This is a genomic window from Streptomyces sp. NPDC045967 (assembly GCF_056430495.1).
In genome coordinates this window covers 60,052-86,164 of sequence record NZ_JBWKLE010000017.1, presented here as the reverse complement: position 1 = coordinate 86,164, position 26,113 = coordinate 60,052, and the positions used below count along the sequence as shown (strand labels likewise).

23 protein-coding genes are annotated in these 26,113 nt (G+C 74.8%); 13 read left to right on the top strand and 10 right to left on the bottom strand.

Annotated features, from left to right (window positions below):
• The first annotated feature begins 61 nt into the window (after window positions 1-61).
• The 3 genes from AC07FY_RS26215 to AC07FY_RS26205 all read left to right on the top strand — a co-directional run bounded on the left by AC07FY_RS26215 (window position 62) and on the right by AC07FY_RS26205 (window position 3,354).
• Window positions 62-1,384 (top strand): DUF5685 family protein, encoded by a 1,323-nt coding sequence (locus tag AC07FY_RS26215; RefSeq protein WP_479010710.1) that lies wholly within the window; start codon window positions 62-64, stop codon window positions 1,382-1,384.
• Window positions 1,385-1,829: 445 nt separating this feature from the next.
• Complete coding sequence (locus AC07FY_RS26210) at window positions 1,830-2,333, top strand: DUF1684 domain-containing protein (RefSeq protein WP_479010585.1); 504 nt, start codon at window positions 1,830-1,832, stop codon at window positions 2,331-2,333.
• A gap of 136 nt (window positions 2,334-2,469) precedes the next feature.
• Window positions 2,470-3,354: a S1 family peptidase gene (locus AC07FY_RS26205; protein ID WP_479010583.1), complete on the top strand. Its 885-nt coding sequence runs from the start codon at window positions 2,470-2,472 to the stop codon at window positions 3,352-3,354.
• A 161-nt stretch (window positions 3,355-3,515) separates the two neighbouring features.
• On the opposite strand, the gene AC07FY_RS26200 is transcribed toward AC07FY_RS26205, so the two are convergent.
• Window positions 3,516-4,118 (bottom strand): TetR/AcrR family transcriptional regulator, encoded by a 603-nt coding sequence (locus AC07FY_RS26200; protein ID WP_479010580.1) that lies wholly within the window; start codon window positions 4,116-4,118, stop codon window positions 3,516-3,518.
• A 137-nt stretch (window positions 4,119-4,255) separates the two neighbouring features.
• On the opposite strand from AC07FY_RS26200, the gene AC07FY_RS26195 reads away from it, so the two are divergent.
• The 3 genes from AC07FY_RS26195 (at window position 4,256) to AC07FY_RS26185 (ending at window position 7,399) form a co-directional block, all read left to right on the top strand.
• Window positions 4,256-5,452 (top strand): purine-cytosine permease family protein, encoded by a 1,197-nt coding sequence (locus tag AC07FY_RS26195; protein ID WP_479010577.1) that lies wholly within the window; start codon window positions 4,256-4,258, stop codon window positions 5,450-5,452.
• Between the two features lie 12 nt (window positions 5,453-5,464).
• Window positions 5,465-5,665, top strand: coding sequence for a hypothetical protein (locus AC07FY_RS26190; protein ID WP_479010574.1), 201 nt, complete (start codon window positions 5,465-5,467; stop codon window positions 5,663-5,665).
• A gap of 78 nt (window positions 5,666-5,743) precedes the next feature.
• Window positions 5,744-7,399, top strand: a complete 1,656-nt coding sequence (locus AC07FY_RS26185; protein ID WP_479010572.1) for an amidohydrolase — start codon at window positions 5,744-5,746, stop codon at window positions 7,397-7,399.
• 137 nt (window positions 7,400-7,536) lie between these two features.
• Here AC07FY_RS26185 and AC07FY_RS26180 read toward each other — a convergent pair whose 3' ends face one another.
• Complete coding sequence (locus AC07FY_RS26180) at window positions 7,537-8,655, bottom strand: DUF3533 domain-containing protein (protein ID WP_479010570.1); 1,119 nt, start codon at window positions 8,653-8,655, stop codon at window positions 7,537-7,539.
• 191 nt (window positions 8,656-8,846) lie between these two features.
• On the opposite strand from AC07FY_RS26180, the gene AC07FY_RS26175 reads away from it, so the two are divergent.
• The 3 genes from AC07FY_RS26175 to AC07FY_RS26165 all read left to right on the top strand — a co-directional run bounded on the left by AC07FY_RS26175 (window position 8,847) and on the right by AC07FY_RS26165 (window position 14,459).
• Window positions 8,847-12,428 carry a DNA polymerase III subunit alpha gene (locus AC07FY_RS26175; RefSeq protein ID WP_479010567.1) on the top strand — a complete coding sequence of 1,194 codons (3,582 nt, stop codon included), beginning with the start codon at window positions 8,847-8,849 and terminating at the stop codon, window positions 12,426-12,428.
• Window positions 12,425-13,432, top strand: a complete 1,008-nt coding sequence (locus AC07FY_RS26170) for a DNA polymerase Y family protein (RefSeq protein WP_479010564.1) — start codon at window positions 12,425-12,427, stop codon at window positions 13,430-13,432. Before AC07FY_RS26175 ends, AC07FY_RS26170 begins: the two co-directional genes overlap by 4 nt.
• Before the next feature lie 166 nt (window positions 13,433-13,598).
• Window positions 13,599-14,459, top strand: a complete 861-nt coding sequence (locus AC07FY_RS26165; protein WP_479010562.1) for an esterase/lipase family protein — start codon at window positions 13,599-13,601, stop codon at window positions 14,457-14,459.
• A 201-nt stretch (window positions 14,460-14,660) separates the two neighbouring features.
• Here AC07FY_RS26165 and AC07FY_RS26160 read toward each other — a convergent pair whose 3' ends face one another.
• The 3 genes from AC07FY_RS26160 to AC07FY_RS26150 form a co-directional block, all read right to left on the bottom strand.
• Entirely contained in the window at window positions 14,661-15,737 is a 1,077-nt protein-coding gene (locus tag AC07FY_RS26160; protein WP_479010560.1) for a lytic polysaccharide monooxygenase, read from the bottom strand.
• Between the two features lie 246 nt (window positions 15,738-15,983).
• On the bottom strand, window positions 15,984-16,466 hold the full coding sequence (locus AC07FY_RS26155; protein ID WP_479010557.1) for a ribonuclease FAU-1 family protein: 483 nt from the start codon (window positions 16,464-16,466) through the stop codon (window positions 15,984-15,986).
• Window positions 16,463-17,404 carry an N-acetyltransferase family protein gene (locus tag AC07FY_RS26150; RefSeq protein ID WP_479010554.1) on the bottom strand — a complete coding sequence of 314 codons (942 nt, stop codon included), beginning with the start codon at window positions 17,402-17,404 and terminating at the stop codon, window positions 16,463-16,465. Before AC07FY_RS26150 ends, AC07FY_RS26155 begins: the two co-directional genes overlap by 4 nt.
• A gap of 63 nt (window positions 17,405-17,467) precedes the next feature.
• Here AC07FY_RS26150 and AC07FY_RS26145 point away from each other — a divergent pair, with 63 nt between their 5' ends.
• Window positions 17,468-17,875 (top strand): GntR family transcriptional regulator, encoded by a 408-nt coding sequence (locus AC07FY_RS26145; protein ID WP_479010551.1) that lies wholly within the window; start codon window positions 17,468-17,470, stop codon window positions 17,873-17,875.
• A gap of 55 nt (window positions 17,876-17,930) precedes the next feature.
• Here AC07FY_RS26145 and AC07FY_RS26140 read toward each other — a convergent pair whose 3' ends face one another.
• Window positions 17,931-19,064 (bottom strand): DUF5925 domain-containing protein, encoded by a 1,134-nt coding sequence (locus tag AC07FY_RS26140; RefSeq protein WP_479010548.1) that lies wholly within the window; start codon window positions 19,062-19,064, stop codon window positions 17,931-17,933.
• Between the two features lie 169 nt (window positions 19,065-19,233).
• Between AC07FY_RS26140 and AC07FY_RS26135 the strand changes: the two genes are divergently transcribed.
• Window positions 19,234-20,040 carry an SGNH/GDSL hydrolase family protein gene (locus AC07FY_RS26135; RefSeq protein WP_479010707.1) on the top strand — a complete coding sequence of 269 codons (807 nt, stop codon included), beginning with the start codon at window positions 19,234-19,236 and terminating at the stop codon, window positions 20,038-20,040.
• On the opposite strand, the gene AC07FY_RS26130 is transcribed toward AC07FY_RS26135, so the two are convergent.
• Window positions 20,024-21,769: a serine/threonine-protein kinase gene (locus AC07FY_RS26130; RefSeq protein ID WP_479010706.1), complete on the bottom strand. Its 1,746-nt coding sequence runs from the start codon at window positions 21,767-21,769 to the stop codon at window positions 20,024-20,026. The genes AC07FY_RS26135 and AC07FY_RS26130 overlap by 17 nt on opposite strands.
• Window positions 21,770-22,050: 281 nt before the next feature.
• Between AC07FY_RS26130 and AC07FY_RS26125 the strand changes: the two genes are divergently transcribed.
• Complete coding sequence (locus AC07FY_RS26125; protein ID WP_479010545.1) at window positions 22,051-22,320, top strand: hypothetical protein; 270 nt, start codon at window positions 22,051-22,053, stop codon at window positions 22,318-22,320.
• Window positions 22,321-22,367: 47 nt separating this feature from the next.
• Here the strand turns inward: AC07FY_RS26125 and AC07FY_RS26120 are convergent, their stop codons facing one another.
• Window positions 22,368-23,651: a CaiB/BaiF CoA transferase family protein gene (locus tag AC07FY_RS26120; protein ID WP_479010543.1), complete on the bottom strand. Its 1,284-nt coding sequence runs from the start codon at window positions 23,649-23,651 to the stop codon at window positions 22,368-22,370.
• Window positions 23,652-23,769: 118 nt separating this feature from the next.
• A complete protein-coding gene (locus AC07FY_RS26115) occupies window positions 23,770-24,927 on the bottom strand; it encodes a type ISP restriction/modification enzyme (RefSeq protein ID WP_479010704.1) in 1,158 nt (385 codons plus the stop codon).
• A gap of 133 nt (window positions 24,928-25,060) precedes the next feature.
• On the opposite strand from AC07FY_RS26115, the gene AC07FY_RS26110 reads away from it, so the two are divergent.
• Window positions 25,061-25,222 carry a hypothetical protein gene (locus AC07FY_RS26110; protein ID WP_479010540.1) on the top strand — a complete coding sequence of 54 codons (162 nt, stop codon included), beginning with the start codon at window positions 25,061-25,063 and terminating at the stop codon, window positions 25,220-25,222.
• Between the two features lie 106 nt (window positions 25,223-25,328).
• Here the strand turns inward: AC07FY_RS26110 and AC07FY_RS26105 are convergent, their stop codons facing one another.
• Complete coding sequence (locus tag AC07FY_RS26105; protein ID WP_479010538.1) at window positions 25,329-26,078, bottom strand: GntR family transcriptional regulator; 750 nt, start codon at window positions 26,076-26,078, stop codon at window positions 25,329-25,331.
• Window positions 26,079-26,113 lie beyond the last annotated feature (35 nt).

Here is a 26,113-nt window from a genome sequence, read left to right as displayed (position 1 = left end):
GTGAGCGAGGCGGGTCGATACGATGCCCGGCAGGCACGCGTACGACACACGGGGGAAGCAGTTGTTCGGCATCGTCAGACCTTGCACGCACAGGCTGGGCGAGCGGTTCAAAGCGGAGTGGATGGCTCATCTGTGCGGGCTCTGCCTGGCACTTCGGGGGGACCACGGCCAGTTCGCCAGGATCGTCACCAACTACGACGGCCTGCTCGTCTCCGTTCTGACGGAGGCTCAGTCCGGTCCCGCGCCCGGTGCCCGGCGCACGGCCGGGCCCTGCCCCCTGCGCGGGATGCGCACGGCCCCGGTGGCCAACGGCGAGGGCGCGCGGCTCGCCGCCGCCGTCTCGCTCGTCCTGGCCTCCGCGAAGGTGCGGGACCACGTCGCCGACCGGGACGGCCTGTTGGCGCGGGCCCCGATCGCCGCGGCCGCCCGCAGGGTGGCCCGCGGCTGGGACCGGGCCGGAGCCCGCACCGGCGCCTCGCTCGGCTTCGACACGGCCGTGCTCGTCGACGCCGTGGACCGGCAGCCCGGCATCGAGACCCTGGCCGGGCCCGGCACGCCGGTGCTGGTGGTGACCGAGCCGACGGAGACCGCGACGGCCGCCGCCTTCGCGCATACCGCGCGGCTCGCCGGGCGGCCGGGCAACGCCCCCGCGCTCGCCGAGGCCGGCCGTTACTTCGGGCGGCTCGCGCACCTGCTGGACGCCGTGGAGGACCAGGCGGCGGACGCCTCGGCCGGCGCCTGGAACCCGCTGACCGCCACCGGGACGTCCCTGGCCGAGGCCCGGCGGCTGTGCGACGACGCCCTGCACGGCATCAGGCTCGCGCTGCGGGAGGTCGAGTTCGCGGACGCCGGGCTCGCCCACCGGCTGCTGGTGCACGAACTGCGCACCTCGGTCGACCGCGCCTTCGGCACCGCCGGCTGCGGGCACACGGCCGCCGCGTCCGCCGGGCAGGGCGGCACGCCGTACGGGGCCGGACCGTACGGGAGCGGCCCGCACGCGAGCTCGCCGTACGGGAGCAGCCCGCAGGCGAGCACCCCGTACGGCAGCAGCCCCTACGGGAACGGCAACCCCTACGGCGGCCATCCGTACGCCCCGGGCGCTCCCCCCGCGCCGGGCGGGCCGGGGATGCCCCCGCCGCCCATGGGACCCGGCGGTGGCGGTGGGGGCGGCGGCCGGCCTCCGCAGAAGCCGCGACGCGGGCTGCTCGCCGGGTGCGCGGTGGCCCTCGGGCTGTTCTGCACCTGCCAGCTGTGCTGCACCGAGCACGAGGGGCCGTGGTCCCGGGAGAAGAAGCAGCCCTGGTGCGACAACTGCGACTGCGGCAACTGCAACTGTGACTGCGGCTGCGGTGACTGCTGCTGCTGTCCCTGCGACGGCTGCTGAGTCCTCCCGGAGCTGACGCTCTTTCACCGTGTGCGCGTCCGGACGGGGTACCCCATGGTTCCCGGCCGGACCTGCGTGGAAGGGCTGTGCGGGATGAGCGATGACGCAGACGACCCGCCCGCCGACCGGCGGAACCGGCACGAGCGACGGGCGGACTCCGTGTCCGCCCCGTACGGGCCGCGCGCGCTGACCGGCGCCGATCCCGGGACCCCCAGGTTCGCCGACGACCCGGAAGGTCGAATTCCGGCCGTTCCCGGATGCCGGTGCCCCGCGGACGCCCCCGTGGCGCCGGCCGGGGTTCCGGAAGACTCCGTTCACCTCGCCGGCGAACCCTCCGCCGGCGAGGCGGTACCCGCTGCGGACGAGGCCCCGCCCGCGCCGTCCCGGTCCTTCACCGGGGGGCGGCGGCCCGCGGCGCAGCGGTGGGCGGGGCCGGGAGCGACCGGTGCCGTCCCCCCGGACGGCGGCCCGCCGGGGCCGCGCCGGCCGGGAGGGCTCCCCGTACGATCCGGCCTTCGGCCTGCCCGGACGGTTCCGTCCGTACGGCCGGGGCCGGACCGCCCAGGTGGGCGGTGCCGACGGACGGACGCACCGGAGCGGCCTCGGCGGAGCACCGCGCCTTCCCTCTCGGAGGTGCGGCGCGCGGCACGCGGCGTGCTCCTCACCGCCGTCGACGCCGGGGGCGGCGGTCTCCGGGCCGCCGCCGGCGGCGCCCACGGCGGCCGTCCCGCCCTCGCTTCCGTTTCCCCCTGCCCGGTACCCCGGCCGGGGTTCGATCGGGGCGGAGTCCGGAAGGGGCGCGATAACGGTCGATTTCAACCGGAGCCGACCGTCCCCTGCCGTCTTCGCCGACCAGTTCACCTGCCTCTTCCCGCCGCCCGGCACCACGCTGCCCCGCGCAACGGCCGTGGGGGAGCGGCGGCTGAAAGGCGCCCTTGCCGACCGGTAACCGACGCCATGACACTCCCGACAGTGCTTGTCAGGGGCACGGCACAAAAGCTTGCGCTTCCCGTGTCCTGACTGCGCCTCACGGGCTCCGGCACCCCCACGACAGCCGAGCCCCCGACCCTCTCGGAGGACGAGAAGTGAGGATCAAGAGCATCACCCGTACCAGGCTGCTCGCGGCGGCCACCGGCCTGGCCGCCGTCGCAGCACTCGCCGCCCCCACCGTGGCCAGCGCGGACCCACAGGACGGCGGCTTCAGCGCCGCGCGGCTGGCCTCGGCCAACGCGTCCGTCCTGCGCGCCGACGTCGCGGGCACCGCCTGGCACACCGACCCCGCCACCGGAACCCTGGTGGTCACCGCCGACTCCACCGTCTCCGCCGCCGACCTCGCGAGAATCAAGCGCGAGGCCGGAGCCGACGCCGGCGCCCTGCGCATCGAGCGCACCCCCGGCAAGCTGACCAAGCTGGCCTCCGGCGGCGACGCCATCTACGCGTCGAGCTGGCGCTGCTCCCTCGGCTTCAACGTGCGCAGCGGGAGCAACTACTACGCACTGACCGCCGGCCACTGCACCGACGGTGCGGGCACCTGGTGGACCAACTCCGCCCGGACCACCGTGCTCGGCTCCACCACCGGATCCAGCTTCCCGACCAACGACTACGGCCTGATCAAGTACGCCAGCAACTCGCCGGTCCCGCCGGGCACCGTCGGCGGCCAGGACATCACCAGTGCCGTCAACGCCACGGTCAACATGTCGGTGACCCGGCGCGGCTCGACCACCGGCACCCACAGCGGCCAGGTGACCGGCCTCAACGCCACCGTCAACTACGGCGGCGGCGACATCGTCTACGGCATGATCCGGACCAACGTCTGCGCCGAGCCCGGTGACAGCGGCGGCCCGCTCTACTCCGGCACCCGCGCGGTCGGTCTCACCTCCGGCGGCAGCGGCAACTGCTCCTCGGGCGGAACGACCTTCTTCCAGCCCGTGGTCGAGGCCCTCAACGCCTACGGCGTCAGCGTGTACTGACCCGGCCGGCGGGCATCGGCCCCGCCCCCGGCACGCGGCATCACCGTGAACCCCCGCCCGGACCGCCGGGCGGGGGTTCGCCTTTGCCCTTTCGTCCTTTGTCCTTCGTGCCACGTGCTTCGTCCGGGGTACGGCCTGCGGACGGGGTCCCCGTACGGACCTCAGGTGCGCGGGATGAGCCGGGCCGCCGCCGAGCGGGCCTGGTCAAGGGCTCGGGCGCGGTCCGCGCCGCGCTGGCCCAGCACCACCCGGATGCTCAGCCCGTCCAGCAGGGCGAGCAGTTCCGAGGCCCGGGCGGGGACGTCCACGGCGGCGAAGCGGCCCTGGTCCACGCCCTTGGCCAGCAACGTCCGCAGGTCCCGCTGCCAGCTGTCGTCGATCTCCTCCTGGGCCGCCCGCAGCGGTTCGTTGGAAGCCGTACGGGCCCACAGCTCGATCCACAGCGTCCAGCGCGGGTCGCGCGGGCCCTGGGGGAGGTAGAGCTCCAGGAACCGGTCGAGTTTGCGGACGGCGGTCACCCGGCGGCCGAGCAGGGCCCGGCGCTCCCCGGTGAGCAGGTCCTCGCTCCAGCGCAGGGCTTCCAGCAGGAGCCGGTCCTTGCTGCCGAAGTAGTACAGGATGTGGCCGCCGCTGGTCCCGAGGCGCTCCGCCAGCGCGGACATGGTGAGCGCGGCCAGTCCGTCCTCGGCGATGGCCGCCATGGCCTCTTCCAGCATGCGCTCCTGGGCGACCTGCCCGTCCCGCCGCCGTGCTGCTCCCGCCACCGCTCCCGCCCTCCGGATCCTCTGCTCAGACCTTATCCCGGACAGGGTCTTGACGGGGTCCTGGTGCAGCCCTCATCTTGAATGCCATTCAAGAAATTAGAACGCCATTCAAGATCGCTCGAGGTCAGGGGTCCGTCATGGGGCAGCAGGAGACAACCGGCGTGGACGAGGTCTTCCGGGTCGAGACCCACGGGATCGAACCCATCCCCGACGCGGAACGCCACGGCAGCGCCAAGGACCTCTTCTGGCTCTGGTTCGGCTCCAACCTGACCTTCACCTACGTGATCAACGGCGCCTTGGCCGTGGCCTTCGGGCTCTCCTTCTGGCAGGCCGTCGCCGTCGTCGTGATCAGCGGCCTGTCGTTCTTCGCCATCAGCGCCGCCGGGCTCAGCGGCATCCGTACCGGCACCGCCACCCTGGTCGTCTCCCGCGCGGCCTTCGGGGTCCGCGGCAACTTCCCCACCGGGGTCCTCAACTGGGTGGTCAGCATCGGCTACACCATCGTCAACACCGTCGTCGGGACGCTCGCGCTGGAGGTCTTCCTCAGCGAAGTCGGGCTGGGCGGGGGCGACTCGGCGCGGGCCCTCGCGCTCGGCACCACCCTCGCGCTCACCTTCGCCGTCGCGTTGTGGGGCCACGCCACGGTGCAGTTCGCCGAGCGCTGGATGGCCTACCTCCTCGCCGCCGGCTTCGGCGCGCTGCTGGTCTTCGTCCTGCCCGGCGCCGAGACCTCCGCCCCCGCCGGCGCCCCGGGGCTGTCCGGTTGGAGCCTGGCCTTCGTGGTGATGCTCGCCGGACCGTTCTCCTACCTGCCCATGCCCGCCGACTACACCCGCTACCTGCCCCGCACCACCTCTCTGAAGTCGGTCACCTGGAGCGGAGCCCTCGGCGGCCTGGTCTCCTCCGTGGCCCTCGGTGTCGCGGGAGCCGCCGCCGCCACCCAGACCGACATGACCGACGCGGTCGCGGGCGCCGAGAGCCTGCTGCCCGGCTGGTTCCAGCCGCTGTTCCTGGCCCTCGTCCTCGGCGGCTCGGTCACCAACTCGATCATCACGCTCTACTCCTCCAGCCTGAACCTCCAGGTGCTCGGCATCCCGTGGAGCCGCGCCCGGGCCATCGTGATCAGCGCCGCCGTCACCGCCCTCGGCTCGCTCGCCGCGCTCTTCCTCACCGACTTCACCACCTCCCTGCTCTCCTTCCTCTCCCTCCTGATCATCGTCTTCGCCCCCTGGGGCGGGGTCTTCCTCGCCGACATGCTGCTGCGCCGCTGCCGCTACGACTCCGACGCGCTGCACGCCGGCCGCGCGGGCGCCTACTGGTACCGCGCCGGCTAGCACCCGGCCGGGATGGCCGCCCTGCTCGCCGGCACCGCCTTCGCCGCCCTGACCTGCGATTCCGAACTGTGGACCGGGCCGCTGGTGGCCCCGCTCGGCGGCGCCGACCTCACCCTCCTCGGCTCGGCCGTCTCCGGGCTCACCTACTGGGCGCTGACCCGTCGGATCCCGGCGCCCGCACCGGCCGCCGCTCCCGCCGCCCCGGTGGCCTGACCGGCCCGCAGCCGGGCCGCACGTAACTCCCCGTCACTTCCGTAACTCCCATCCCCCATCGCAACGGAGCACCCGTCCATGGCCCGCCGTCCCTTCCCCGCCGACCTCCTGCTCACCGGAGCCCGCATCCACACCGTGGACCCGGCGCTGCCCGAGGCCGAGGCCCTGGCCGTGCACGACGGCCGGATCGTCTGGCTCGGCCCGGACTCCGCGGCCGCCGCCTGGGCCGGACCGGACACCGAGCGCATCGACGCGGGCGGCAAGCTGGTCCTGCCCGGCTTCATCGACGCCCACAACCACGTCCGGCTCGGCTCGGACGACGCCTGCGTGCAGCTCGCCGGGGTGCGGACGCTCGAGGGCATCCACGAACGGATCCTGGCCCGGCGGCGGGCCGACCCGGACGCCGAGTGGATCGAGGCCGAGGCCTTCGACTACTCCGCCGTCCCCGGCGGGCGGATGCCGACGGCCGCCGACCTGGACCCGGTCACCGGGGACGTCCCGGCGCTGGTGCTCTCCTACGACGTGCACACGGCCTGGCTGAACACGGCGGCCATGCGGCGCCTGGGCATCACCCGGGACCGCACGGGCCTGCCCTTCGGGACGGCGGCGGTGGACCCGCGGACCGGTGAACCCACCGGCTTCCTCACCGACTTCGCCGTGAAGGGGCTCTCCCGGGACGGCCACCGGGCGCTGCGGGACCTCGGCGTGCCGTGGGCGTCGCCGGACCGGCAGTACGGGCGGCTGGCCAAGAGCCTCGACGACGCGATCGGTTTCGGCATCACCACGGTGGTGGAGCCGCAGAACTCCCTCGACGACCTGGAGCTCTACGAGCGCGCCCGGGCGGAGGGGAGGCTGCGCTCGCGGATCGTGGCAGCGCTGTTCCACCCGCGCGGCACGGGTCCGGCCGACCTGGCGGACTTCGAGGAGGCGGCCCGCCGGTTCGCCGGGGACCGGCTGCGAGTGGGGCCGCTCAAGCTGTACATCGACGACGTGGTGGAGCCGCGTACGGCCGCACTGCTGGAGCCGTACACCGGTTGCGGGCACCACCGGGGCGAGACCTTCTACCCGGCCGAGGAGTTCGCGGAGCTCCTCGCCGGGCTGGACGCGCGCGGGTTCCAGTGCTTCGTGCACGCCACGGGCGACCGCGGCATCCGGACCGTCCTGGACGCGGTGGAGCACGCCCGCTCGGTGAACGGCCCGCGCGACGCCCGCCACCAGGTCGTGCACGTCGAGTGCCTGGACCCGGCGGACGTGGCGCGTTTCGCGGAGCTGGGCGTGGTGGCCTGCATGCAGCCGCGGCACTGCGCGCCGGAGATCGCGGGCCCGGGTAAGGACTGGGCCGAGAACGTGGGCCCGGACCGCTGGCACAAGGCGTGGCCGATGCGGAGCCTGCACGAGGCGGGGGCGGTCCTGGCGTTCTCCAGCGACTGGAACGTGGCGGAGATGGATCCGATGATCGGCATCTACACGGCGGTGACCCGCCGCCCGCTGGCCGGCGGCGAGCCGTGGCAGCCGGCCGAGACGGTGGACGTCGAGACCGCGGTGCACGGCTACACGATGGGCTCGGCCCACGCCAACTTCCTGGAGCACGAGCGGGGTTCGCTCACGGTGGGCAAGGCGGCGGACTTCGTGGTCCTGTCCCGCGACATCCTGCGCGTTCCGGCGGAGCAGATCCCGGGCACGGTCGCGGAAACGGTGGTGGTGGCGGGCGAGGTGGCCCACCGGGCCGCCTGATCGCCGGCCCTGGCCCCGCCCCGCCCGGCCCTGGCCCCGCCCCCGGCCAGGCCCCGCCCCCCGGTCCCGGGCGTACGGGAGCCGGCGGGCGGCGGCCGGGCGTCCCGCCGCCCGTCGACGGCGGTCCCCACCGGTGTTCAGCGGGCCTCGGTGCCCCCGCCCGCGAACCGCGGGACCGACGGCGCGTCGTCGGCGAGCCCGCTGCCCACGGCGGCTCCCGGCCTGCCCCGGCGGGAGAGCGCGCAGGCGATCGTGACGGCCGACCCGACCACCGCCCAGGCGGCCAGCACCAGCATCGGCCCGCCCGCACCGTTGCCCCTGAAGTAGGCGATGGAGCGCGCGGCGTACGTACCGGCACCGGGTGGCAGGGCCGGGCCGATCGCCTGCCAGAACGGCGGCAGCAGCGGGTAGGGGTAGGCGCCGCCCGCGCTCGGGTTGCCGAGCACCACGACCAGCAGGATCGCGAGGCCGATGCCGACCACGCCCGCCAGCCCCTGGAGGGCCAGGGTGAGCGCACCCACCGCGAAGACCACGAGGGTGCCCAGCCCCCACAGGGCCAAGAGGGAGCCGGGGAGCGCGTCCAGGACCGGGCCGGCGATGACCGTGCCGAGCAGCCCGGCGGCGATCGCGTACACGAGCAGCGCGCCGAGCCGGATGACGGCGCGGGCGGAGTTCGCGGGCCGGGCGCCGGCACTGATGGCGAGGATCGCGGCGCACAGGTAGCCGCCCACGCACCAGCCGACGACCAGGTAGAAGGCGCTCAGGCCGCGGCTGTCGCCCCGGGCGGCCGGGGCCGCGTCCGTGATCCGCACGGTCCGCCCCTGGGACCGCTCCACCGCACCGATGACCTCCTCCAGGGCCTGTGAGAGGGAGGCCCCCGCGCCGGAGGCGACCAGGAGCCGGTCGGTCCGTCCGGCCGGGTCGACGATCAGCGCGCCCTCCACCTCCCGGTTCTGGATCATGCGCAGCGCGGCGGCCTCGTCCTTCGCCGTACGGGGGTCGAGCGGCGTGCCGGGCAGGGCGGCGAGCCGCTGTACGGACTGCTCGGCGGCCGCTGCCGCGGGGGCGGCCACGGCGATCCGGATGTCCCTGGGCTTCGGGTGGTGGAAGGCGCCGATGTACGAGGTGATGAAGGCGAGCTGGAGGACCAGCACCCCCAGGACCAGCAGCGCCGCCCGGGTGGTCACGGCGTCCTTGATCTCGGCGAGGAAGCCGCCGGAGGGGCTTGCGTCGGTGCTCTCGGTGGGCTGGGTCATGCCCCCACGCTCGGCGTAGGGGGGACCGGACGCAGCAGGGGTGGGCCCAACGGGTGACCCCTCCGCCGCGCCGGCACCCCCGCTCGGCTGATCGAACATGTGTTTCGCACGGACATTCGAATTGCTCTATGGTGGAGAGCGGGGGGAGGTCGAAGGAGTACGGGGGCAACGAGCGGAGCAGGAGGCGGCGGGTGCCAGGTTTCACGCATCTGCACACCGTTTCGGGGTTCTCCGTGCGCTACGGAGGTTCCCACCCGGAACGGCTGGCGGAACGTGCCGCCGAGCGGGGCATGGACGCGCTGGCCCTGACCGACCGCGACACCCTGGCGGGTGCGGTGCGGTTCGCGAAGGCCTGCGCGAAGAGCGGGATCCGCCCGCTGTTCGGGGTGGACCTCGCCGTGTCGCCCCCGGCCGGGCCCGGGGGAACGGCAGGGCCTGCGGGAACGGCCGGGTCGGGGGGCCCGGCCGGCCCCCGTGAGGCGTCGTACCACCGGCGCAACCCCGTCAAGGGCGGCGCCTTCGTCGACGAGTCCGCCCCGCGTGCCGTCTTCCTGGCCCGCGACGGCGCCACCGGCTGGGCCGAACTGTGCCGGATGATCACCACCGCGCACGCCGCCGCGCACACCGGCGACGAGACCGGCCGCCGGCCGCTGCTGCCCTGGCACGCCCTGCGCGGCGAGGGCGTCTTCGTGCTGCTCGGCCCCGGCTCCGAGGTGGGGCGGGCGCTCGCCGCGGGCCGTCCCGACCGGGCCGCCCGGCTGCTCGCACCCTGGCGGGAGGTCTTCGGCGACGCCGTGCGCCTGGAGGCCGTCCACCACGGCCGCACCGGCACCGGCCCCGGCTCGCTCCGGCTGGCCGCCCGTACCGTCGGCTTCGCCGCCGACCAGGGCGTCCCGGCGGTGCTGACCAACGCCGTCCGCTACGCCGACCCCGGCCAGGGCCCGGTCGCCGACATCCTCGACGCGGCCCGCCGCCTGGTGCCCGTCGACCCGCGCGGCCCCCTCGACAGCGGCGAACGCTGGCTCAAGGACCCGGCCGCCATGGCCGAGGCCGCCGACCGGATCACCCGGGCCGCCGGCCTGCGCCCCGCCGACGCGCGGCGCCTCCTCGCCGAGACCCGGCGCACCGCCGAAGCCTGCGCGGTGGACCCGGAGAGCGACCTCGGCATGGGATCCGTGCACTTCCCCGAGGCCCGGCTCGTCGGCGCCGCCCACCGCAGCGCCCAGCGCGTCCTCACCTCGCGCGCCTCGGCGGGCATGGTGCTGCGCGGCTACGCGGACGACCCCGCGTACTGGCGGCGGATGCACCACGAGCTCGACATCATCGCCCACCACGGCTACGCCTCGTACTTCCTGACGGTCGCCCAGGTCGTCGACGACGTACGGGAGATGGGCGTCCGCGTGGCCGCCCGCGGGTCCGGCGCCGGCTCCCTCGTCAACCACCTGCTCGGCATCGCGCACGCCGACCCCGTCGCGCAGGGCCTGCTGATGGAGCGCTTCCTGTCCAAGCGCCGGCACGTCCTGCCCGACATCGACATCGACGTGGAGTCCGCCCGCCGGCCGGAGGTCTACCGGCGGATCATCGGCCGGTTCGGCTCCGAGCGCGTCGCGACCGTCTCCATGCCCGAGACCTACCGGGTCCGGCACGCCATCCGCGACGTCGGCGCGGCCCTGTCCATGGACCCGGCCGTCACCGACCGGCTGGCCAAGGCGTTCCCGCACATCCGGGCCCGCGACGCCCGCGCCGCGCTGCGGGAGCTGCCGGAACTGCGCGACGTCCGCGGGGAGTCGTACGGGCGGCTGTGGGAGCTCGTCGAATCGCTCGACGCGCTGCCCCGCGGGGTCGCCATGCACCCGTGCGGGGTGCTGCTCTCCGATGCCTCCCTGCTCGCCCGTACGCCGGTGGTGCCCACCAGCGGCGAGGGGTTCCCGATGTCCCAGTTCGACAAGGACGACGTGGAGGACCTCGGCCTGCTCAAGCTCGACGTGCTCGGCGTGCGGATGCAGTCCGCGATGGCGCACGCGGTCGCCGAGATCCGCCGCGGCACGGGGCGCGAGCTCGACCTGGACGACCCGGCGCAGGTGCCGCCGGGAGACCGGGCCACCTACGAGTTGATCCGCTCGGCCGAGACGCTGGGCTGCTTCCAGATCGAGTCGCCGGGCCAGCGCGACCTGGTGGGGCGGCTCCAGCCGTCGACCTTCCAGGACCTGGTCGTCGACATCTCGCTGTTCCGGCCGGGGCCGGTGGCCGCGGACATGGTGCGGCCGTTCATCGAGGCCCGGCACGGGCGGGCGCCGGTGCGCTTCCCGCACCCCGACCTGGCGGACGCGCTGCGCGAGACCTACGGGGTGGTGGTCTTCCACGAGCAGGTCATCGAGATCGTGCACGTCATGACCGGCTGCGGGCGGGACGAGGCGGACCGGGTGCGGCGCGGGCTGTCCGACCCGCGGTCGCAGGAGCGGATCAAGGTCTGGTTCGAGACGGAGGCGGGCGGGCGCGGCTACGGGGCGGACGTGGTCGCCCGTACCTGGGAGATCGTGGCGGCCTTCGGTTCGTACGGCTTCTGCAAGGCGCACGCGGTGGCCTTCGCGGTGCCCACCTACCAGTCGGCGTGGCTGAAGGCGCACCATCCGGCGGCCTTCTACGCGGGGCTGCTGACCCATGATCCCGGGATGTACCCGAAGCGGCTGCTGCTGGCGGACGCGCGGCGGCGCGGGGTGCCGGTGCTGCCGCTGGATGTGAACCGGTCGGCGGCCGCCCACCGTATCGAACTGGTGTCCGACACGGGTGCGGGTGCGGGTGCGGGTGCGGGTGCGGGCGTCGGGTCGGGTGTCGGCGCGGCCGGGGACGCGGCCGGGGTGTGGGGCCTGCGCCTCGGGCTGTCCGACGTCCACGGCATCGGTGAGGCCGAGGCGGGCCGCATCGAGGCCGGACAGCCCTACGCCTCCCTGCGCGACTTCTGGGACCGGGCGCACCCGGGCCGGCCGGTGGCCGAACGGCTGGCGCAGGTGGGCGCGCTGGACGCCTTCGGCGCCAACCGACGCGACCTGCTCCTCCATGTGAGCGAGCTGCACGGCGCGCAGCGCGCGGCCGGTGTCCGGGGTCCGGCGCGGGGCGCCCAACTCCCCCTGGAGGGAGGCAGGTCCACGGCGCCCGTCGGGCTGCCGGACCTGACCGACGCGGAACGGCTCAGCGCCGAGCTGGGCGTCCTCGGCATGGACGCCTCCCGGCACCTGATGGCGGACCACCACGCCTTCCTGGCCGAACTGGGGGTGATCACGGCCCGGCGGCTGAGCGGGGCCGAGCACGGGCAGACGGTCCTGGTGGCCGGCGCCAAGGCGGCCACCCAGACCCCGCCGATCCGCTCCGGGAAGCGGGTCGTCTTCACGACCCTGGACGACGGGACGGGCCTGGTGGACCTGGCCTTCTTCGACGACAGCCACGAGCGGTGCGCGCACACCGTCTTCCACTCCTTCCTGCTGCTGGTGCGCGGCGTCGTGCAGCGGCGGGGCCCGCAGAGCCTGAGCGTGGTCGGGGCGGCTGCGTGGAACCTGGCGGAGCTGGCGCAACTGCGTACGGCCGGCGGCCTGGAGGCGGTCGCGGCCCGGCTGGCGGAGCCGCTGCCCGCCACGCCCGGGTCCGCGGACTCCGGCCGCCGCATCCGGCTGTCCACCGGGTACGAGATGAATCCCTGGGCCGACCTCCAGCCGCCGGGCCCCGGCGCCGCGACCGGCCGCAAGCTGTGGCACTCCAGCCCGGGGAGCGCGGGATGAGCGCCGTGATGTGCCTGCGGATGCACCCCGCCGACGGGGAGCCGCTCGGGGCCGCGGAGTACACCGGGGTGCTCGCCCTGCTCGGCGGCATCACCCCGGCCGTGCAGGCGCTGCCGCCCGACGGAGCCCTCGCCGATGTCCGGGCCGCGCTGCGGTACTTCGGCTGTGACGCCGGCCGGCTGGCCGCCGTGATCCGGGTGCGGGCCCTCGCCCTGTACGGCGTGGACTGCACCGTCGGCGTGGCCGGCAACCCGATGCTGGCCCGGGCGGCGGTCCGCGATGCCCGGCCCGGGGGGACCCTGGAGATCCCCGGTGACCCCGCCGCGGTCCGCGCGTTCCTGGCCGGCAAGCCCGTCACCGCCCTCGACGGGGTCGGTGCCAAGGCCGCCCGCACCCTGTGTTCCTACGGCCTCGACTCCGTCGGCCGGGTCGCGGCGGCGCCGCCCGCCGCGCTGCGGCGCATCCTCGGCGCCCGGCTCGGCCGTGAGGTGCAGGAGCGCGCCCTCGGCATCGACCGGACCCCCGTCCGGCCGGGCGCGGCCGCCCACGCCCTCGCCGCCGAGCGCGCCTTCGACCGGGACGAGCTGGATCCCGTACGGCACCGGCGGGCCCTGCTGTCGCTGGCCGACGAACTCGGCACGAAGCTCCGTACGCCCCGAGGCCGGGAAGCGGGCCGGGGCCAGGTCTGCCGCACGCTCTCGCTCACCGTCCGCTGCGCCGACCGCAGCACGCTGACCCGGACCCGCACCCTGGCCGAACCCACGGCGCACTTCGCGACCTTGACCGCCACGGCCTACGCCCTCTACGAGAGCCTCGGTCTGCAACGGGCCCGCGTCCGCGCCGTGTCGCTGCGCGCCGAGGGGCTGACCCCGGCGGAAGGGGCCGCGCGGCAGCTCAGCATGGACCCGGAGGACGAGAAGGCCCGCCGTCTGGAGGCGGTCACCGACCACGTCCGCGCCCGGTTCGGCCCGCAGGCCATCGCCCGGGGCACGCTCGCGGCCTGAGCGGCGGTCGAGCGCCGGAAGACACGCCAGTTTTTACCGACGCGTAACTTCCCTGTCTTGCTACTCACCCGTAATTTGGCGGCAGCAGCCCCCCCATGTGATCCGGATCACGGGACGAACCCCCCCCCGCTCCATCCCCTTGAGCCGACCGCAAGGAGATCACACGATGCTGCCCTGGCGACGCCTGCTCCGCCCGCTGGCCGCCCTCGCTCTCACCGCCGCCGCACTCGTCGCCCCCAGCGGCGCCGCGCACGCCGCGTCCGCACCCAGCAGCGGCTGGAACAACTGGTCCTGCAAACCGTCCGCCGCGCACCCGCGCCCCGTCGTCCTCGTCCACGGCACCTTCGGCAACTCCGTCGACAACTGGCTCGGCCTCGCGCCGTACCTCGTGCACCGCGGCTACTGCGTCTACTCGCTCGACTACGGGCAACTGCCCGGCGTGCCCTTCTTCCACGGGCTCGGGCCGGTCGACAAGTCCGCCGAGCAGCTCGACGTCTTCGTCGACAAGGTGCTCGCCGCGACCGGGTCCGCCGAGACCGACATCATCGGGCACTCCCAGGGCGGCATGATGCCGCGCTACTACCTGAAGTTCCTCGGCGGCGCCGAGAAGGTCAACGCGCTGGTCGGCCTCGCCCCCGACAACCACGGCACCACCCTGCTCGGATTCACCAAGCTCCTCCCGTACTTCCCCGGCGCCGAGGACCTGATCAGCACCGCGACTCCGGGCCTCGCCGACCAGATCGCCGGCTCCCCCCTGCTGCAGAAGCTGAACGCGGGCGGGGACACCGTGCCCGGAGTGAAGTACACGGTGATCGCCACCCGGTACGACGAGGTGGTCACGCCCTACCGGAGCGGGTTCCTGGACGGGGCGGACGTCAACAACGTCGTGCTGCAGGACCTGTGCGCCCTCGACCTCTCCGAGCACGTCGGCATCGGGCTCACCGACCGGATCGCCTGGCACGAGGCGGTGAACGCCCTCGACCCGGCGCACGCCGAACGGACCACGTGCGCGTCGGTCTTCGAGTGACCGACGCCCACGCGATCCGGGTCCGACTGATCAGGGGCTAGGCCCTGTCGTCGAAGTCCCGCCTGGCCCGCGACGCCCGGCACCGCACCTCGCCGCGTTGTCGGGGCGCCCGAGTACGTCCAGTACACGGGCGCCCCTCCGCCTTGCGATGCACGGCACCGGACGCCGCGGGCCTGACCGGCGCCACTGTGACGACAGGACCTAGCGGCCGTGCCGGCCCGTCGTCGCCCGACGGCGGGCCAGCGTGAACAGCACGGCCGCACCGAGGGCCAGGACGCCGGCGCCACCGACCGCGATCAGGGGGGTGGCGCTGCTGCCGCCCGTCTCCGCGAGGTTGGCACCCCGGGGAGCCGGGGTCGCGGAGGCCGAGGGAATCGGGGCCGCCGCCGCGTTGCCGTTCGTCCGCGGGTCGTTGTCGCCGTGGCCGTTGTGCTCCACGCTGGACTTGCCGGCGCCGTCGGCGATCTGCTGGTCCGTCGGGGCGGAGGGTGCGTCCGAGGGTGCGTCGGAGGGCGCGTCGGAGGTTGCCCGGGTGGGCGTGGCGGCAGCGGGCTTCCCGCTCGGCTTGGCGCTCGGCTTGGCGCTCGGCTTCCCGATCGGCGTGCTGCCGGAGCCGCCGGCCGAACCGCCGTTGTCCTTCCCGAAGACCACGTCCGAGCAGGTGTAGAAGGCCTCCGGGCTGTCCGAGCGCTGCCAGATGCTGTAGATCAGATGGCGGCCGGACTTGGCGGGGACCGTCCCGGAGAACACGTAGTCGCCGTTTTGCATCCCCGGGTCGGTGGCCTTGGCGAACGGGGCGGGTTCCAGATCCGACCACGCCAGCGGCTTCGACGGGTCGTACCCGTCCTTCGTCACGTAGAGCTCGAAGGAACCCCTGTGGGGGGCGGTCCCCTTGTACCGGAAGGTGTGCGCGCCCGCGGTCATGCGGCTCGCGGGCCAGTCGGCGCGCGCCAGGTCCAGGCCCCGGTACTTGTCGTTGCCGGCCGAACAGAGCCGGCCGTTCGGGATCAGCGCCCGGTGGTTCCCGGCCGCGTTCGCGATGTTCACCGCGTTCCAGTCGTAGAACGCCTGCGCCCCGCTCGCGCCGACCGCCGCCTTGCACGCCGCGGACCGCGGCGACTCCGGGCCCTCCGCGTAGCACGCCGCCACCCGGCTGACCGGGTCCGTCATCGAGCCGTGGGCGGCCGCGGGAGCGGCGGCGTACGCGGCCACAGCGAGTGGGGCCAGGCCGGCGGCGGCGATACGGGTGAGCGTGACGGTACGGCGGGGTGCGGGCATGGTGGATCTCCTTCGGGCACGGGGCTGGGGCGCGCCGGCGGAATCGGGGACGGGGCGTGGGGGCGCCGCCCCCCGGCGGCGCCGCCACGGCCCTTCCTGTCCTGGCCCTGCCAAGCTAGCCCGCCGGACCGGCCGTTCCGCCGGGATGGGCGGCCGCGCGGTGATCCTTAGGCTCCGCTTAAGGAAGCGCTAAGCGGGGCCTGAAGAAGCTGCTTTCCCCCCCGCATCGCGAGGTCTCCGAACCCTTCAGACCAGGAGCGCGGAGAGGCCCGCCGGAGTCCTGGCCTGGTCGTCCAGGGCGTCGAGGGCGCGTACGGCCTGGGCGGCGGCCTCCGGGTCGCTCACGGCGAGACCGCTCGCGGCGAACTCGTCCTCGTCCAGCCGCAGGACGCGGGACCCGTCCGCCGAGACCCACAGGTCGAGGTCGAGGTCCTCCACGATGATCTCCCCGCTGCGGAGCAGGGCCGGGCGGGTGACGTCGCAGTACCAGCCCTTCAGGACGCCGTCGCCGGTCCACACCTCCTTCACCGCGTACCAGCGGGTGCGCCAGAAGTGCTCGACGAACACGTCGCCCGGCTCGAAGCGCACGAAACCGAAATCGCGCACCCCCTCGGCCGCCCACGGGGCCCGCACCGAGATCCGGTCGCCGTCGTCGGCGACCCGCGCCGCCGGATAGCGGATCCTGGTCCGACCGGCCTTGGTCAGGACGACCGTCAGCAGCTCGCTCACGCCTTCACCAGCTTCCTCGTGTAGCGCGTCTCGCTCGCGCAGATCTCGTAGCCGAACCACCGGTTCACGGCGAGCATCGGGGCGTTGCCCGCGTCGTTGCCGGTGAACGCCTCGGTGTAGCCGGCCGCGCGCGCCCGGCGCAGGGAGTCCGTCTTGGCGAGCTTGGCCAGGCCCCGGCCGCGGAAGGCGCGCCGCGTGCCGGTCATCGCCGTGGCGTAGCGGGTGGCGCCGTCGGTCCGGGCGGCGGTGAAGGCCGCCACCTCGCCGGCGACGAGGACGACGGTGGTCAGTTCCTTGTCGAGGTCAGGGCTGTTCCAGGTGCGCGCGACCCACTCCTCGTAGTCCTCGAACGAGGCCGCCACGTCGCCGGGTTCGTCGGCGGTCGTCTCCGCGTCGGCCTCGAACAGCGGGCGCGGGTCGGCGGCGAAGGCCGAGGCGGGGCGCAGCTCGACCCCCGCCGGGAGGGTCTTCGGCAGCGGGGGCAGGGAGCCCGGCGCGAGGTCCAGGCGCAGGAAGTGCGCCGACCGGCTGGGGCGGTAGCCGCGCCGCTCGGCGAAGGCGCGGTGGTCGGGGTGGTCGAGGACCCAGGCGAAGGCGTCGACCGCGCCGTGGGCGGCCAGATGCTCCTCGGCCGTGCGGAGCAGCAGGCTGCCGGCGCCGAGGCCGCGATGCGCCGGGTCGACGTAGGCGTTGACGTACGCCTGACCCGGCTCGGGGCTCTCGTGCGCGATGCCGACCTGCGCGGTCCCGATGACGAGCCCCTCGGCCGTCCGCGCGAGCAGGAGGCGCGCGTGCGCGTCGGGGTGGGCCGAGGCGGCCTCGAAGGAGACGCCGCGCGCGGTGGTGACGAGGAACGGCAGGACCGCGCGACGTACGCCGGCGACTGCCTCCGCGTCCGCGGGGTCGTGCGGACGCAGATCGCTGATCGTTACGGTCATGCGCCCGACGGTACGGGCGGGCGCGCGCCCCGCGCCTCCCAATTATCCGCCGCTCGGGCGGCGATGGGGGACAATCGGGCCGTGACCTCGACGAACCTGAAGATCACCCTCACCGCGGCGGCCGGCTCGGCCGCGCCGTACGAACAGCTGCGCGCGCAGATCGCCGAGCGGGCCCGCTCGGGCAGGCTCCCGGCGGGCTTCAAACTGCCGACGGTGCGGGGGCTGGCGCAGGACCTGGGGCTGGCGGCCAACACCGTCGCGAAGGCCTACCGGGCGCTGGAGGCGGACGGGGTGATCGAGACGCGGGGCCGGAACGGCACGTTCGTCGCGGCGGCGGGCGAGGGCCCCTCGCGGGAGGCCGCGGCCGCGGCGCAGGCGTACGCCGACCGGGCGCGGCGGCTCGGACTGACCCGGGCCGAGGCACTGGCCGCCGCCGAGACCGCCCTGCGGGCCAGGTACGCAGCCGACTAGTGCTGGGCGCCGTGACGCGGTGAACCTTTCCGGCCACAGCACCAGCCGCCGGGATTCAGAGGTACAGCCCCGCCTCGGAGTGGTGGGGTTGGAGCGGGAGGACCGCGGCCGGGCCCGTGCCCCGGCGCAGGGCGAAGAGCTCGGCCAGGCTCGCGCCCTCGCGGGACACCCCCTCGTCCGTACCCAGCCAGTCCACCGCCTCGGGGTGCGTCAGCCGGCCCACCTCGATGCGGGCCAGGCAGCGCCCGGGCCGGACCACCGCGGGGTGGAGCCGTTCGAGGTCCTCGTTGGTCGTGATGCCGACCAGGACGTTGCGGCCCTGACCCAGCAGACCGTCCGTCAGGTTCAGCAGCCGCGACAGCGCCTGGCCGGCGGTGTGCCGGGCCTCACCGCGGATCAGCTCGTCGCAGTCCTCCAGCAGCAGCAGCCGCCAGCGACCCTTCGCCGTGCCCTCCTCCTCGCCGATCGCGATGTCCATCAGGTAGCCCACGTCGTTGAACAGCCGCTCCGGATCCAGTACGCAGTCCACCTGGCACCAGTCCCGCCAGGAGCGGGCCAGCGTGCGCAGCGCCGAGGTCTTGCCCGTCCCGGGCGGGCCGTGCAGCAGGAGCAGCCGGCCCGCGATGTCGTCCGGGGTCACCTTCATCAGCCGGTCCATCGCCTCCGCGACCGGAGCGGTGTAGTTGGGCCGGACCTCGGGCCAGGTACCGGCCGCGATCTGGCGGGTCGTCCGGTACGGGCCGCGCCGCGGGGAGACGTACCAGAACCCCATCGTCACGTTCTCCGGCTGCGGTTCGGGCTCGTCCTGCGCCCCTTCGGTGGCCCGCCCCAGCACACCTGCGGCGAGTTCGTCGCTGACCGCCGTCACCGTGACGTCCGCGCCCCGGCTCCAGCGGGAGACCAGCACGGTCCAGCCCTCGCCCTCGGCGAGCGTGGCGCTGCGGTCGCTGTCGCGCGCCGCGCGCAGCACGGTGGCCTCGGGCGGCAGCAGGCTGACCCCCGGCCGGACGCGGTCGATCGACACGCTGTGCGAGAACGGCTGCTCGCCGGACGCGAACCGGCCGAGGAACAGCGCATCCACGACGTCCGACGGTGAATCGCTGTCGTCGACATTGAGCCGGATCGGCAGCGCGTCATGCGGGTTGGCTGGCATGGCGCCCATGATCCGGCACACCGTGCCCGCGTGCACCCGTGTTTCGCCGGATCGGGTGGCGGGGTTTCCCCTTCAAACACGGCGGCGGTGAAGATTCGGCCAGCAACCTGCTCCGAATATTCTTGGCATGGACACTTCCAGCCAGCCCCGGCTCCTTGTACCACGGACTCAGGAGTAACCCCCACAAGGAGCCGCACACATGAGCATGAAGATGCCACGGTTCGCCGCGCTCGCCTCCACCCTGTTACTGGCCGCCGGCGCCGCCCTGTCCGGCGCGGGCCAGGCCGCGGCCGCCGCCCAGGCCGACTTCGGCTACGTCGCCCTCGGCGACTCGTACTCCTCCGGCGTCGGCGCCGGCACCTACGACAGCGGGAGCGGCGCCTGCAAGCGCACCCCCCGCGCCTACCCGGCCCTGTGGGCCGCGTCCCACGCCCCCCAGACCTTCTCCTTCGTCGCATGCTCCGGCGCCCGCACGGGCGATGTGCTCGCCAACCAGCTCACCCCCCTCAACTCCGGCACCGACCTGGTCAGCATCACCATCGGCGGCAACGACGCCGGCTTCTCCGACGTCATGACGACCTGTGTGCTCCAGTCGGAGACCACCTGCGTCAACCGCGTCAACGAGGCCAAGGCGTTCGTGACCTCGACCCTCCCCGGCCGCCTCGACCAGGTCTACGCCGCCATCGAGAGCCGCTCCCCGAACGCCCGGGTCGTGGTCCTCGGCTACCCCCGCTTCTACAAGCTCAACGGCACCTGCACCACCGGCCTGACCGAGGGCGAACGCTCCGCCATCAACGGCGCGGCCGACCACCTCAACGCCGCCATCGCCAAACGCGCCGCCGACCACGGTTTCGCCTTCGCCTCGGTCGTCGGAGCCTTCACGGGCCACGAGATCTGCTCCGGCAGCGCGTGGCTGCACAGCGTCAACTGGCTCAACATCGGGGAGTCCTACCACCCGACCGCCGCCGGACAGTCCAGCGGCTACCTGCCCGTCTTCACCAACGCAGCCTGACCGGCCGGACACCGCCGGACGGCTCCGCGCCAGGCTCTCCGCCCGGTTCGGCGGTCGGGCCCGCGGTCGGCTCGCCCCGCGGGTCCGGTGACGCACTCGCGCCAGGGGAGGGGGCCCCGCTCGCCGGGGCCTCCTCCTCGCACGTCACGGAGGTGGCGACCCAGTCGGTGGCCGCCTCGGCCGGTCCCCGCACCTCCAGCCGGACCGCGTCCTCGAACCCCGCGCCCGGCACGTGCGTCAGCTCGGTGTGCTCCAGCCGCCGGCTCCGCGGTCCGCCCTCCTCATAGGTGACGGACTGCCAGCCCGGGCCGGAGGTCCGGCCGCTTTGCGTGGCCCAGCGGTACTCCAGCCGGGCCGGAAGCCGCTCCACCTCCACGGTGGCGGTGAAGGAGGGCGCCCGCCCGGCCGCCGGCGGGCAGCTTCCGCCGTACGAGGCGCGCACGGTGTCCACGTACACCGAGACCCGCTGCCCGGGCCCGGTGGACCCGAAAGCCGGGACGGAGGGGGCGGACGGGATGGACGGGACGGCGGAGGGGGCGGTCGCCGGGGCGGGGACGGCCCGGGCGCCGGTCGCCGCACCCGCCGGGCCGGCCCCGCCGCTACCCCCCTCCTCTTCCCCGAGGTCCTTCAACAGCAGCCATCCCAGGACGGCCAGCACCACCAGCAGCAGCACGATCCCCGCGGTGAGCGCCGCCCCGGCGCGGTCGCCGCGCCGGGGCCGCCCGGGCGCGGGAGCGGCGACGGGCAGGGTGGGCGCCCCGTACGGCCGGCCGTGCGGCCCGTCCGGGGGCCGGTTCTGCGGCCGGTCGTCCGGGGAGGGCCGTGCCCCGTGCGGCCGGTGCCGCGCCGCGACCGGGTCCGGCGCCGGCCCCGACACCGGCCCCCCTGAGGCCCGTGGGGCACCGCCCGCGCCCACCACCCGCAGCAACCGGGCCGCCTCCGCGGCGGGCAGTCGCCCGGCCGGATCCTTCCGGAGCAGTCCCTCCAGCACGGGCGCCAGCTGCCCGGCCCTGCGCGGCGACGGCAACTGTGCGTCCACGACGGCACGCAGGGTGTCCACGGGGGTCTCCCGCCGGAACGGCGAGACCCCTTCGACGGCCGTGTAGAGCAAGATCCCGAGAGACCACAGATCGGACTCGGGCCCCGGATCCCGCCCCGACGCGCGCTCAGGGGCGAGGAACTCGGGCGAGCCGACCACCTCGCCCGTCATGGTGATCGCCGAGGACCCCGCCAGGCTCGCGATCCCGAAGTCGCCCAGCACCACCCGGCCGTCGTTGGAGACCAGCACGTTGGCCGGCTTCACATCGCGGTGCAGGACCCCCGCCTCGTGGGCCGAGCGCAGCGCGGCCAGCACCTGCTCGCCGAGGTGTGCGGCGCGCTGCGGCGTCATCCGCCCCTCGGCCTCCAGCACGTCGGCCAGCGACAGCCCGCGCACCAGCTCCATCACGATCCAGGGCCGGCCGTCCTCGGAGGCCACGTCGTAGACCGTCACCACCCCGCGGTGCGAGATCCGGGCCGCGGCCCAGGCCTCCCGCTCCAGGCGGCGGTACAGCCGCTGGAGTTCGGCGGGCGCCAGCCCGGCGGGCGCCCGCACCTCCTTGACGGCGACCTCGCGGGCCAGGACCTCGTCCCGCGCCCGCCAGACGATGCCCATCGCGCCCCGCCCGAGCGGATCCAGCAGGCGGTACCGGCCCGCGATGACACGATCGGGGCTCGACCGCCCGTCCACACCGGCCACATTCCGACTCACGCGAGCCCCCACGGGTCACCAGGCGATCACATCAGGTGAGCGCAGTGTGCCCGATACGGCCCCTGCCGAGACATGGCCCGGACCAGGCGTCGCCGAAATCGGCGCTCCTGTGCGGAGAGTAACCACCGACTCCGCTGAGTGACCGTCAACTCCGCTTATACACAGGGGTAATTCACACCACCGGGATACCCGAGCGCGACGCGGGGACGATAGGGTTAACCTGCCCGGGCCGGGTGCCCTCGTACGGGTGGGGAGAGAACATGGAACAGATAGCAATGCGCAGCAGGCCGCCCCGCGTGCCTGCCATCAACTGCGGCAGCGGCGCGACCAGCTTGCGCCTCGACCGTCATCTCGCCGTGCTGGGCGGACCTGCCGTCCCGCACCGGGAGAGCGCCGAGGCGACCCTGCTGATGCGCGAGCTCACCTCCCGCGACCACACGCACCGCCTGCGGAGCCGGAGCGCGCGCGTCTCGCTCTTCGCGCCGCTGCGCCGTCTGCGTCGCACGCTCTTCGGCAGCCGCCGCTCGTAACTGACCCGCACCGCGGCTGCCTCCGGCCCGGCTCCGGCTCCCCGGCCCTACGCCACGACACCCTCCCGGCGCAGTTCCGAGATCTGTGCGCCCGTCATCCCCAGGGCGCCCAGCAGGGTCTCGGTGTGTTCACCCAGGGCGGGCACCGCACCCATGTGCGGTGCCGCGCCGCCCGGCAGGCCGATCGGCGGGAGCAGGGCCCGCAGCGGGCCGACCGGTGATCCCACCTCACGCCATCGGTCGCGCGCCGCCAGCTGCGGGTGGCCGGCCAGCTGCGCCACCGAGTTCAGCCGCGCGCACGCGATGCCCGCCGCCTCCAGCCGGCCGATCGCCTCGGCCGCGTCCAGCCGGCCCAGGGCCCGCCCCACCACCGCGTCGGTCTCCTCCCGGTGGGCGGTGCGCGCCGCGTTCGTCGCGTACCGCGGGTCCTGCGCCAACTCCGGCCGCCCCAGAACCTGCTGCACGAGACGCCGCCACTCGCGGTCGTTCTGGACCGACAGCAGCACCCGGTCGCCGTCGGCCGTCGCGTAGGCGTCGTACGGCGCGATCACCGCGTGCGCGAGGCCGGTCCGCACCGGCTGCTCGCCGCCGTGCATGGTGTGGTGCAGCGGATGCCCCATCCACTCGGCGAGCGCGTCCAGCATGGACACCTCCACGCGGCCTCCGCGCCCGGTGACGCCGCGGCGCAGCAGGGCCGCGAGCACCCCCGAGAAGGCGTACATGGCCGCCGCGATGTCGGCCGCCGGGATGCCCGCCTTGACGGGCCGCTCCGGGGTGCCGGTCACCGACACCAGGCCCGCCTCGCACTGCACGAGCATGTCGTAGGCGCGCTTGTGGGCATACGGTCCCTCCGCGCCGTAACCGGAGACGTCCACGGCGACCAGCCGCGGATAACGCGCGCACAACGCCGCCGAGTCGAGCCCGAGGCGGGCCGCCGCGCCCTGCGCGAGGTTCTGCACGAAGACGTCGGCGCCGGCCAGCAGCCGGTGCAGGACCTCCCGGCCGCGCGGGTCCTTCAGGTCGAGCGCGAGCGACTCCTTGCCGCGGTTGGCCCATACGAAGTGCGAGGCCAGACCGTGCGCGGCGGTGTCGTAGGCGCGCGCGAAGTCACCGCCGTCGGGGCGCTCGACCTTGATCACCCGGGCGCCGAGGTCGGCGAGCTGCCGGGTGGCGAAGGGGGCCGAGACGGCCTGCTCGACGGCGACGACGGTGATCCCGGCGAGGGGGAGGGGATCGGGCGCGGCCAGGGGACCGGGTGCGGCCGGGTGCTCGGGCGTGGGCAGGTGCTCGGGCGTGGGCAGGCGTTCGGGCGCGGCGCTTTCGGTGTCCATGGCACCGATCCCTATCCCGTCCGGGCCCGTCCTGTCACCCCCGGAGCTCCGGGCCCGGGACGCGCAGGGCGCACGGCGCAGGGCGGGGAACGGTCCGGCGCGGGGGTCCGGTGCCCGGTCAGAGCAGGGCGAACTGGCCGCCCGGGCCCTCCTCCTGGTGGTCCAGGACCGATGCCGGGCGCCGGCTCCAGCGCGGTGGCGGCAGCACCCCGGCCGCGTGCAGTCCGCTCGCCGACAGGGTGGGGCCCGGGTCGAACGCCGCCCGCTGCGGTGCCAGGTCGGCCAGCAGCGCCAAGGTGGTCACCAGGGCCAGCAGCTCCGAGGTCCAGCCCTGCGGCCACTGCGCCGGCCCGAGCGCCTCCAGCCCGTCGGCGGCCGGATCGCGGTGCGCGCGACGCGCGCCGAACCAGGCCTCCAGCACCCGCACGCCCTGCACCTCGTACTCCCACGCACCGGGTGGAACGGGGGAGACGGTCCCGCCGCCGAGGCTCAGGGTCTCGCTCTCGGCGTCGTACGCGACCTCGTCCGGCCACGTCGTGATGGCCGAGCGGACGTACGGGCGGCGCCCGCCCGGCAGCCGCGGCGGCTCACCGCCGCGTGCGCCGCGCAGCTGGACCGTGAGCAGCCGGTGTCCCAGCTCCAGTCCGGCCCGCCAGCGCGCGGGATCGGCGGCCAGCGGGACCTCGCACCCGCGCGGGCCGGGGCGGCCCGCCGCGAGGATCCAGCACAGGACGTCCTCCGGGGTGACCCAGCCGCCGTACCGCTCGCCCAGCAGCGGCAGCAGGCCGGGCGCGAGGTTCGGCTCGGCGCCGCCCGGGCGCCGGTGCAGCGGGCGGATCCGGCCCAGCCGGCCGGCGGGGAGGTGCGCGGTGACCAGCGGGCCGGGGCCCGCAGTCTCCAGCAGGAAGAGCTGGTGCTCGTCCAGGACCCGCCACAGCTCCGGGCGGGCCGTGTCGATCAGCCGCTGGTCGGGCAGCAGCCACTGCTCGTCGAAGGGCTCGCGGAGCACCCGTAGGGGGTCGGGGAACGGCCCGGGCTCATCGGCGAAGCGGGCCGTCGCCGCCGCACGCTGCCCCGGCAGCGCGGCGGCCCCCGCCGCGGGCGTCCGGCTGCGGCTCGGGCGGAACAGGCGGTCCCGCTCGGCCCCTGCGGCCCCGGCCAGAGCCGCCCACCGGGTGCGCAGGACCGCCGGGTCGGGCGCGGCGACCCAGTCCCGGCCCAGGCGCAGGCCGCCCACGGCCCAGGGCATCAGGTCGTCCAGCAGCGGGTCCGGCATGGGTGTCTCAGCGCTCACGCCGCCGATGGTAGCGACGGCTCAGGCGGCCGGGCCCTGTCCAGGCCGAAGCGCTACGCTCCATATGTACGGATACGCGGACATCTGCGTACCGTGGCGATCGAGGAGGACGGTCATGAGTCAGTACGACGAATACTCGACTCCCTCGCAGGCAGAGGGCGAGCGGCTCGACGAGGACATGGACGACGTCCAGCGCAGGCAGCAGCACCCCGAGACGATGCGGACCACGCCCTCGCAGGCGGAGGGCGAGCGCGGCCGCGACGACGACGAGAAGTGACGACGGCGAGGGGAACCGACGGGAACCGACGGCGGCCGCTGGAACCGACGGCGGCGACGAGAACTGGTGAAGGGCGGGCCGGCTCGGGCGCCGGCATCCCGTCCCGTCAGTGCGCGTCGACCGTCACCGTGAACGAGAACCGGTCGCCCCGGTAGCGGATGCGCGCCACGTCCACCACACGGCCGTCCTCGTCGTAGGTGACGCCCGTGTAGTGCAGGATCGGGCTGAGCAACGGGACCTGGAGCAGCTCGGCCGTCTCCGGGTCGGCGAGACGCGCCTCCACGGTGTCGGTGATCCGGCTGATCCGCACCCCCACGACATCCCGCAGGACCTTGGTCATCGGCCAGCGCTCCAGATCGGCGAGCTCGACCGCCTCGGCGAACTCCGGCAGCACCGCGTTCTCCACCCAGTTCGTCGGCTCGCCGCTTTCGGGATCGCGACGGAGCCGCCGGTAGGTGACCACCTCGGCCGTGTCCGGGAAGTGCTCGAGCAGCTCCCCGGACACCGCCGTGCGCGCATGGCCGAGAATCGTCGTACGGTCGCCCGACTGCTGGGCCACGATCGCGTCGACCGAGCCCAGCAGCCGCACCGGTGAGCCGCGCCGCGCGCCCGGTTCGATGAACGTGCCGCGCCGCCGGTGCCGGCTGATCAGGCCCTCGACCTCCAGCTCCTTGAGCGCCTGCCGCATGGTCAGCACGCTCACCCCGTAGTGCTCGGCGAGCTGCTCCTCGGTGGGCAGGCGCAGCGAGGCGTCCGGAGTGCGCCCGAGTATCGAGGCGCGCAAGGACTGCGACACCTGGTACCAGAGGGGCAGTTTCCGGTTCAGGACCAGGGAGTCGGGGGCGAAGGCGGTCACGGCTGGTTCTCCGTACGGCTGGTCGGCGACACTGC

What these genes read in the sequence shown, in the direction of transcription:
- AC07FY_RS26135 (WP_479010707.1), top strand. Translation starts at nt 19,234, where the DNA reads ATGAAGATGCCACGGTTCGCCGCGCTCGCCTCCACCCTGTTACTGGCC.
- AC07FY_RS26165 (WP_479010562.1), top strand. Translation starts at nt 13,599, where the DNA reads ATGCTGCCCTGGCGACGCCTGCTCCGCCCGCTGGCCGCCCTCGCTCTC.
- AC07FY_RS26170 (WP_479010564.1), top strand. Translation starts at nt 12,425, where the DNA reads ATGAGCGCCGTGATGTGCCTGCGGATGCACCCCGCCGACGGGGAGCCG.
- AC07FY_RS26110 (WP_479010540.1), top strand. Translation starts at nt 25,061, where the DNA reads ATGAGTCAGTACGACGAATACTCGACTCCCTCGCAGGCAGAGGGCGAG.
- AC07FY_RS26180 (WP_479010570.1), bottom strand. Translation starts at nt 8,655, where the DNA reads ATGACCCAGCCCACCGAGAGCACCGACGCAAGCCCCTCCGGCGGCTTC.
- AC07FY_RS26120 (WP_479010543.1), bottom strand. Translation starts at nt 23,651, where the DNA reads ATGGACACCGAAAGCGCCGCGCCCGAACGCCTGCCCACGCCCGAGCAC.
- AC07FY_RS26145 (WP_479010551.1), top strand. Translation starts at nt 17,468, where the DNA reads ATGGGGGACAATCGGGCCGTGACCTCGACGAACCTGAAGATCACCCTC.
- AC07FY_RS26190 (WP_479010574.1), top strand. Translation starts at nt 5,465, where the DNA reads ATGGCCGCCCTGCTCGCCGGCACCGCCTTCGCCGCCCTGACCTGCGAT.
- AC07FY_RS26115 (WP_479010704.1), bottom strand. Translation starts at nt 24,927, where the DNA reads ATGCCGGACCCGCTGCTGGACGACCTGATGCCCTGGGCCGTGGGCGGC.
- AC07FY_RS26160 (WP_479010560.1), bottom strand. Translation starts at nt 15,737, where the DNA reads ATGCCCGCACCCCGCCGTACCGTCACGCTCACCCGTATCGCCGCCGCC.
- AC07FY_RS26150 (WP_479010554.1), bottom strand. Translation starts at nt 17,404, where the DNA reads ATGACCGTAACGATCAGCGATCTGCGTCCGCACGACCCCGCGGACGCG.
- AC07FY_RS26185 (WP_479010572.1), top strand. Translation starts at nt 5,744, where the DNA reads ATGGCCCGCCGTCCCTTCCCCGCCGACCTCCTGCTCACCGGAGCCCGC.
- AC07FY_RS26125 (WP_479010545.1), top strand. Translation starts at nt 22,051, where the DNA reads ATGGAACAGATAGCAATGCGCAGCAGGCCGCCCCGCGTGCCTGCCATC.
- AC07FY_RS26195 (WP_479010577.1), top strand. Translation starts at nt 4,256, where the DNA reads ATGGGGCAGCAGGAGACAACCGGCGTGGACGAGGTCTTCCGGGTCGAG.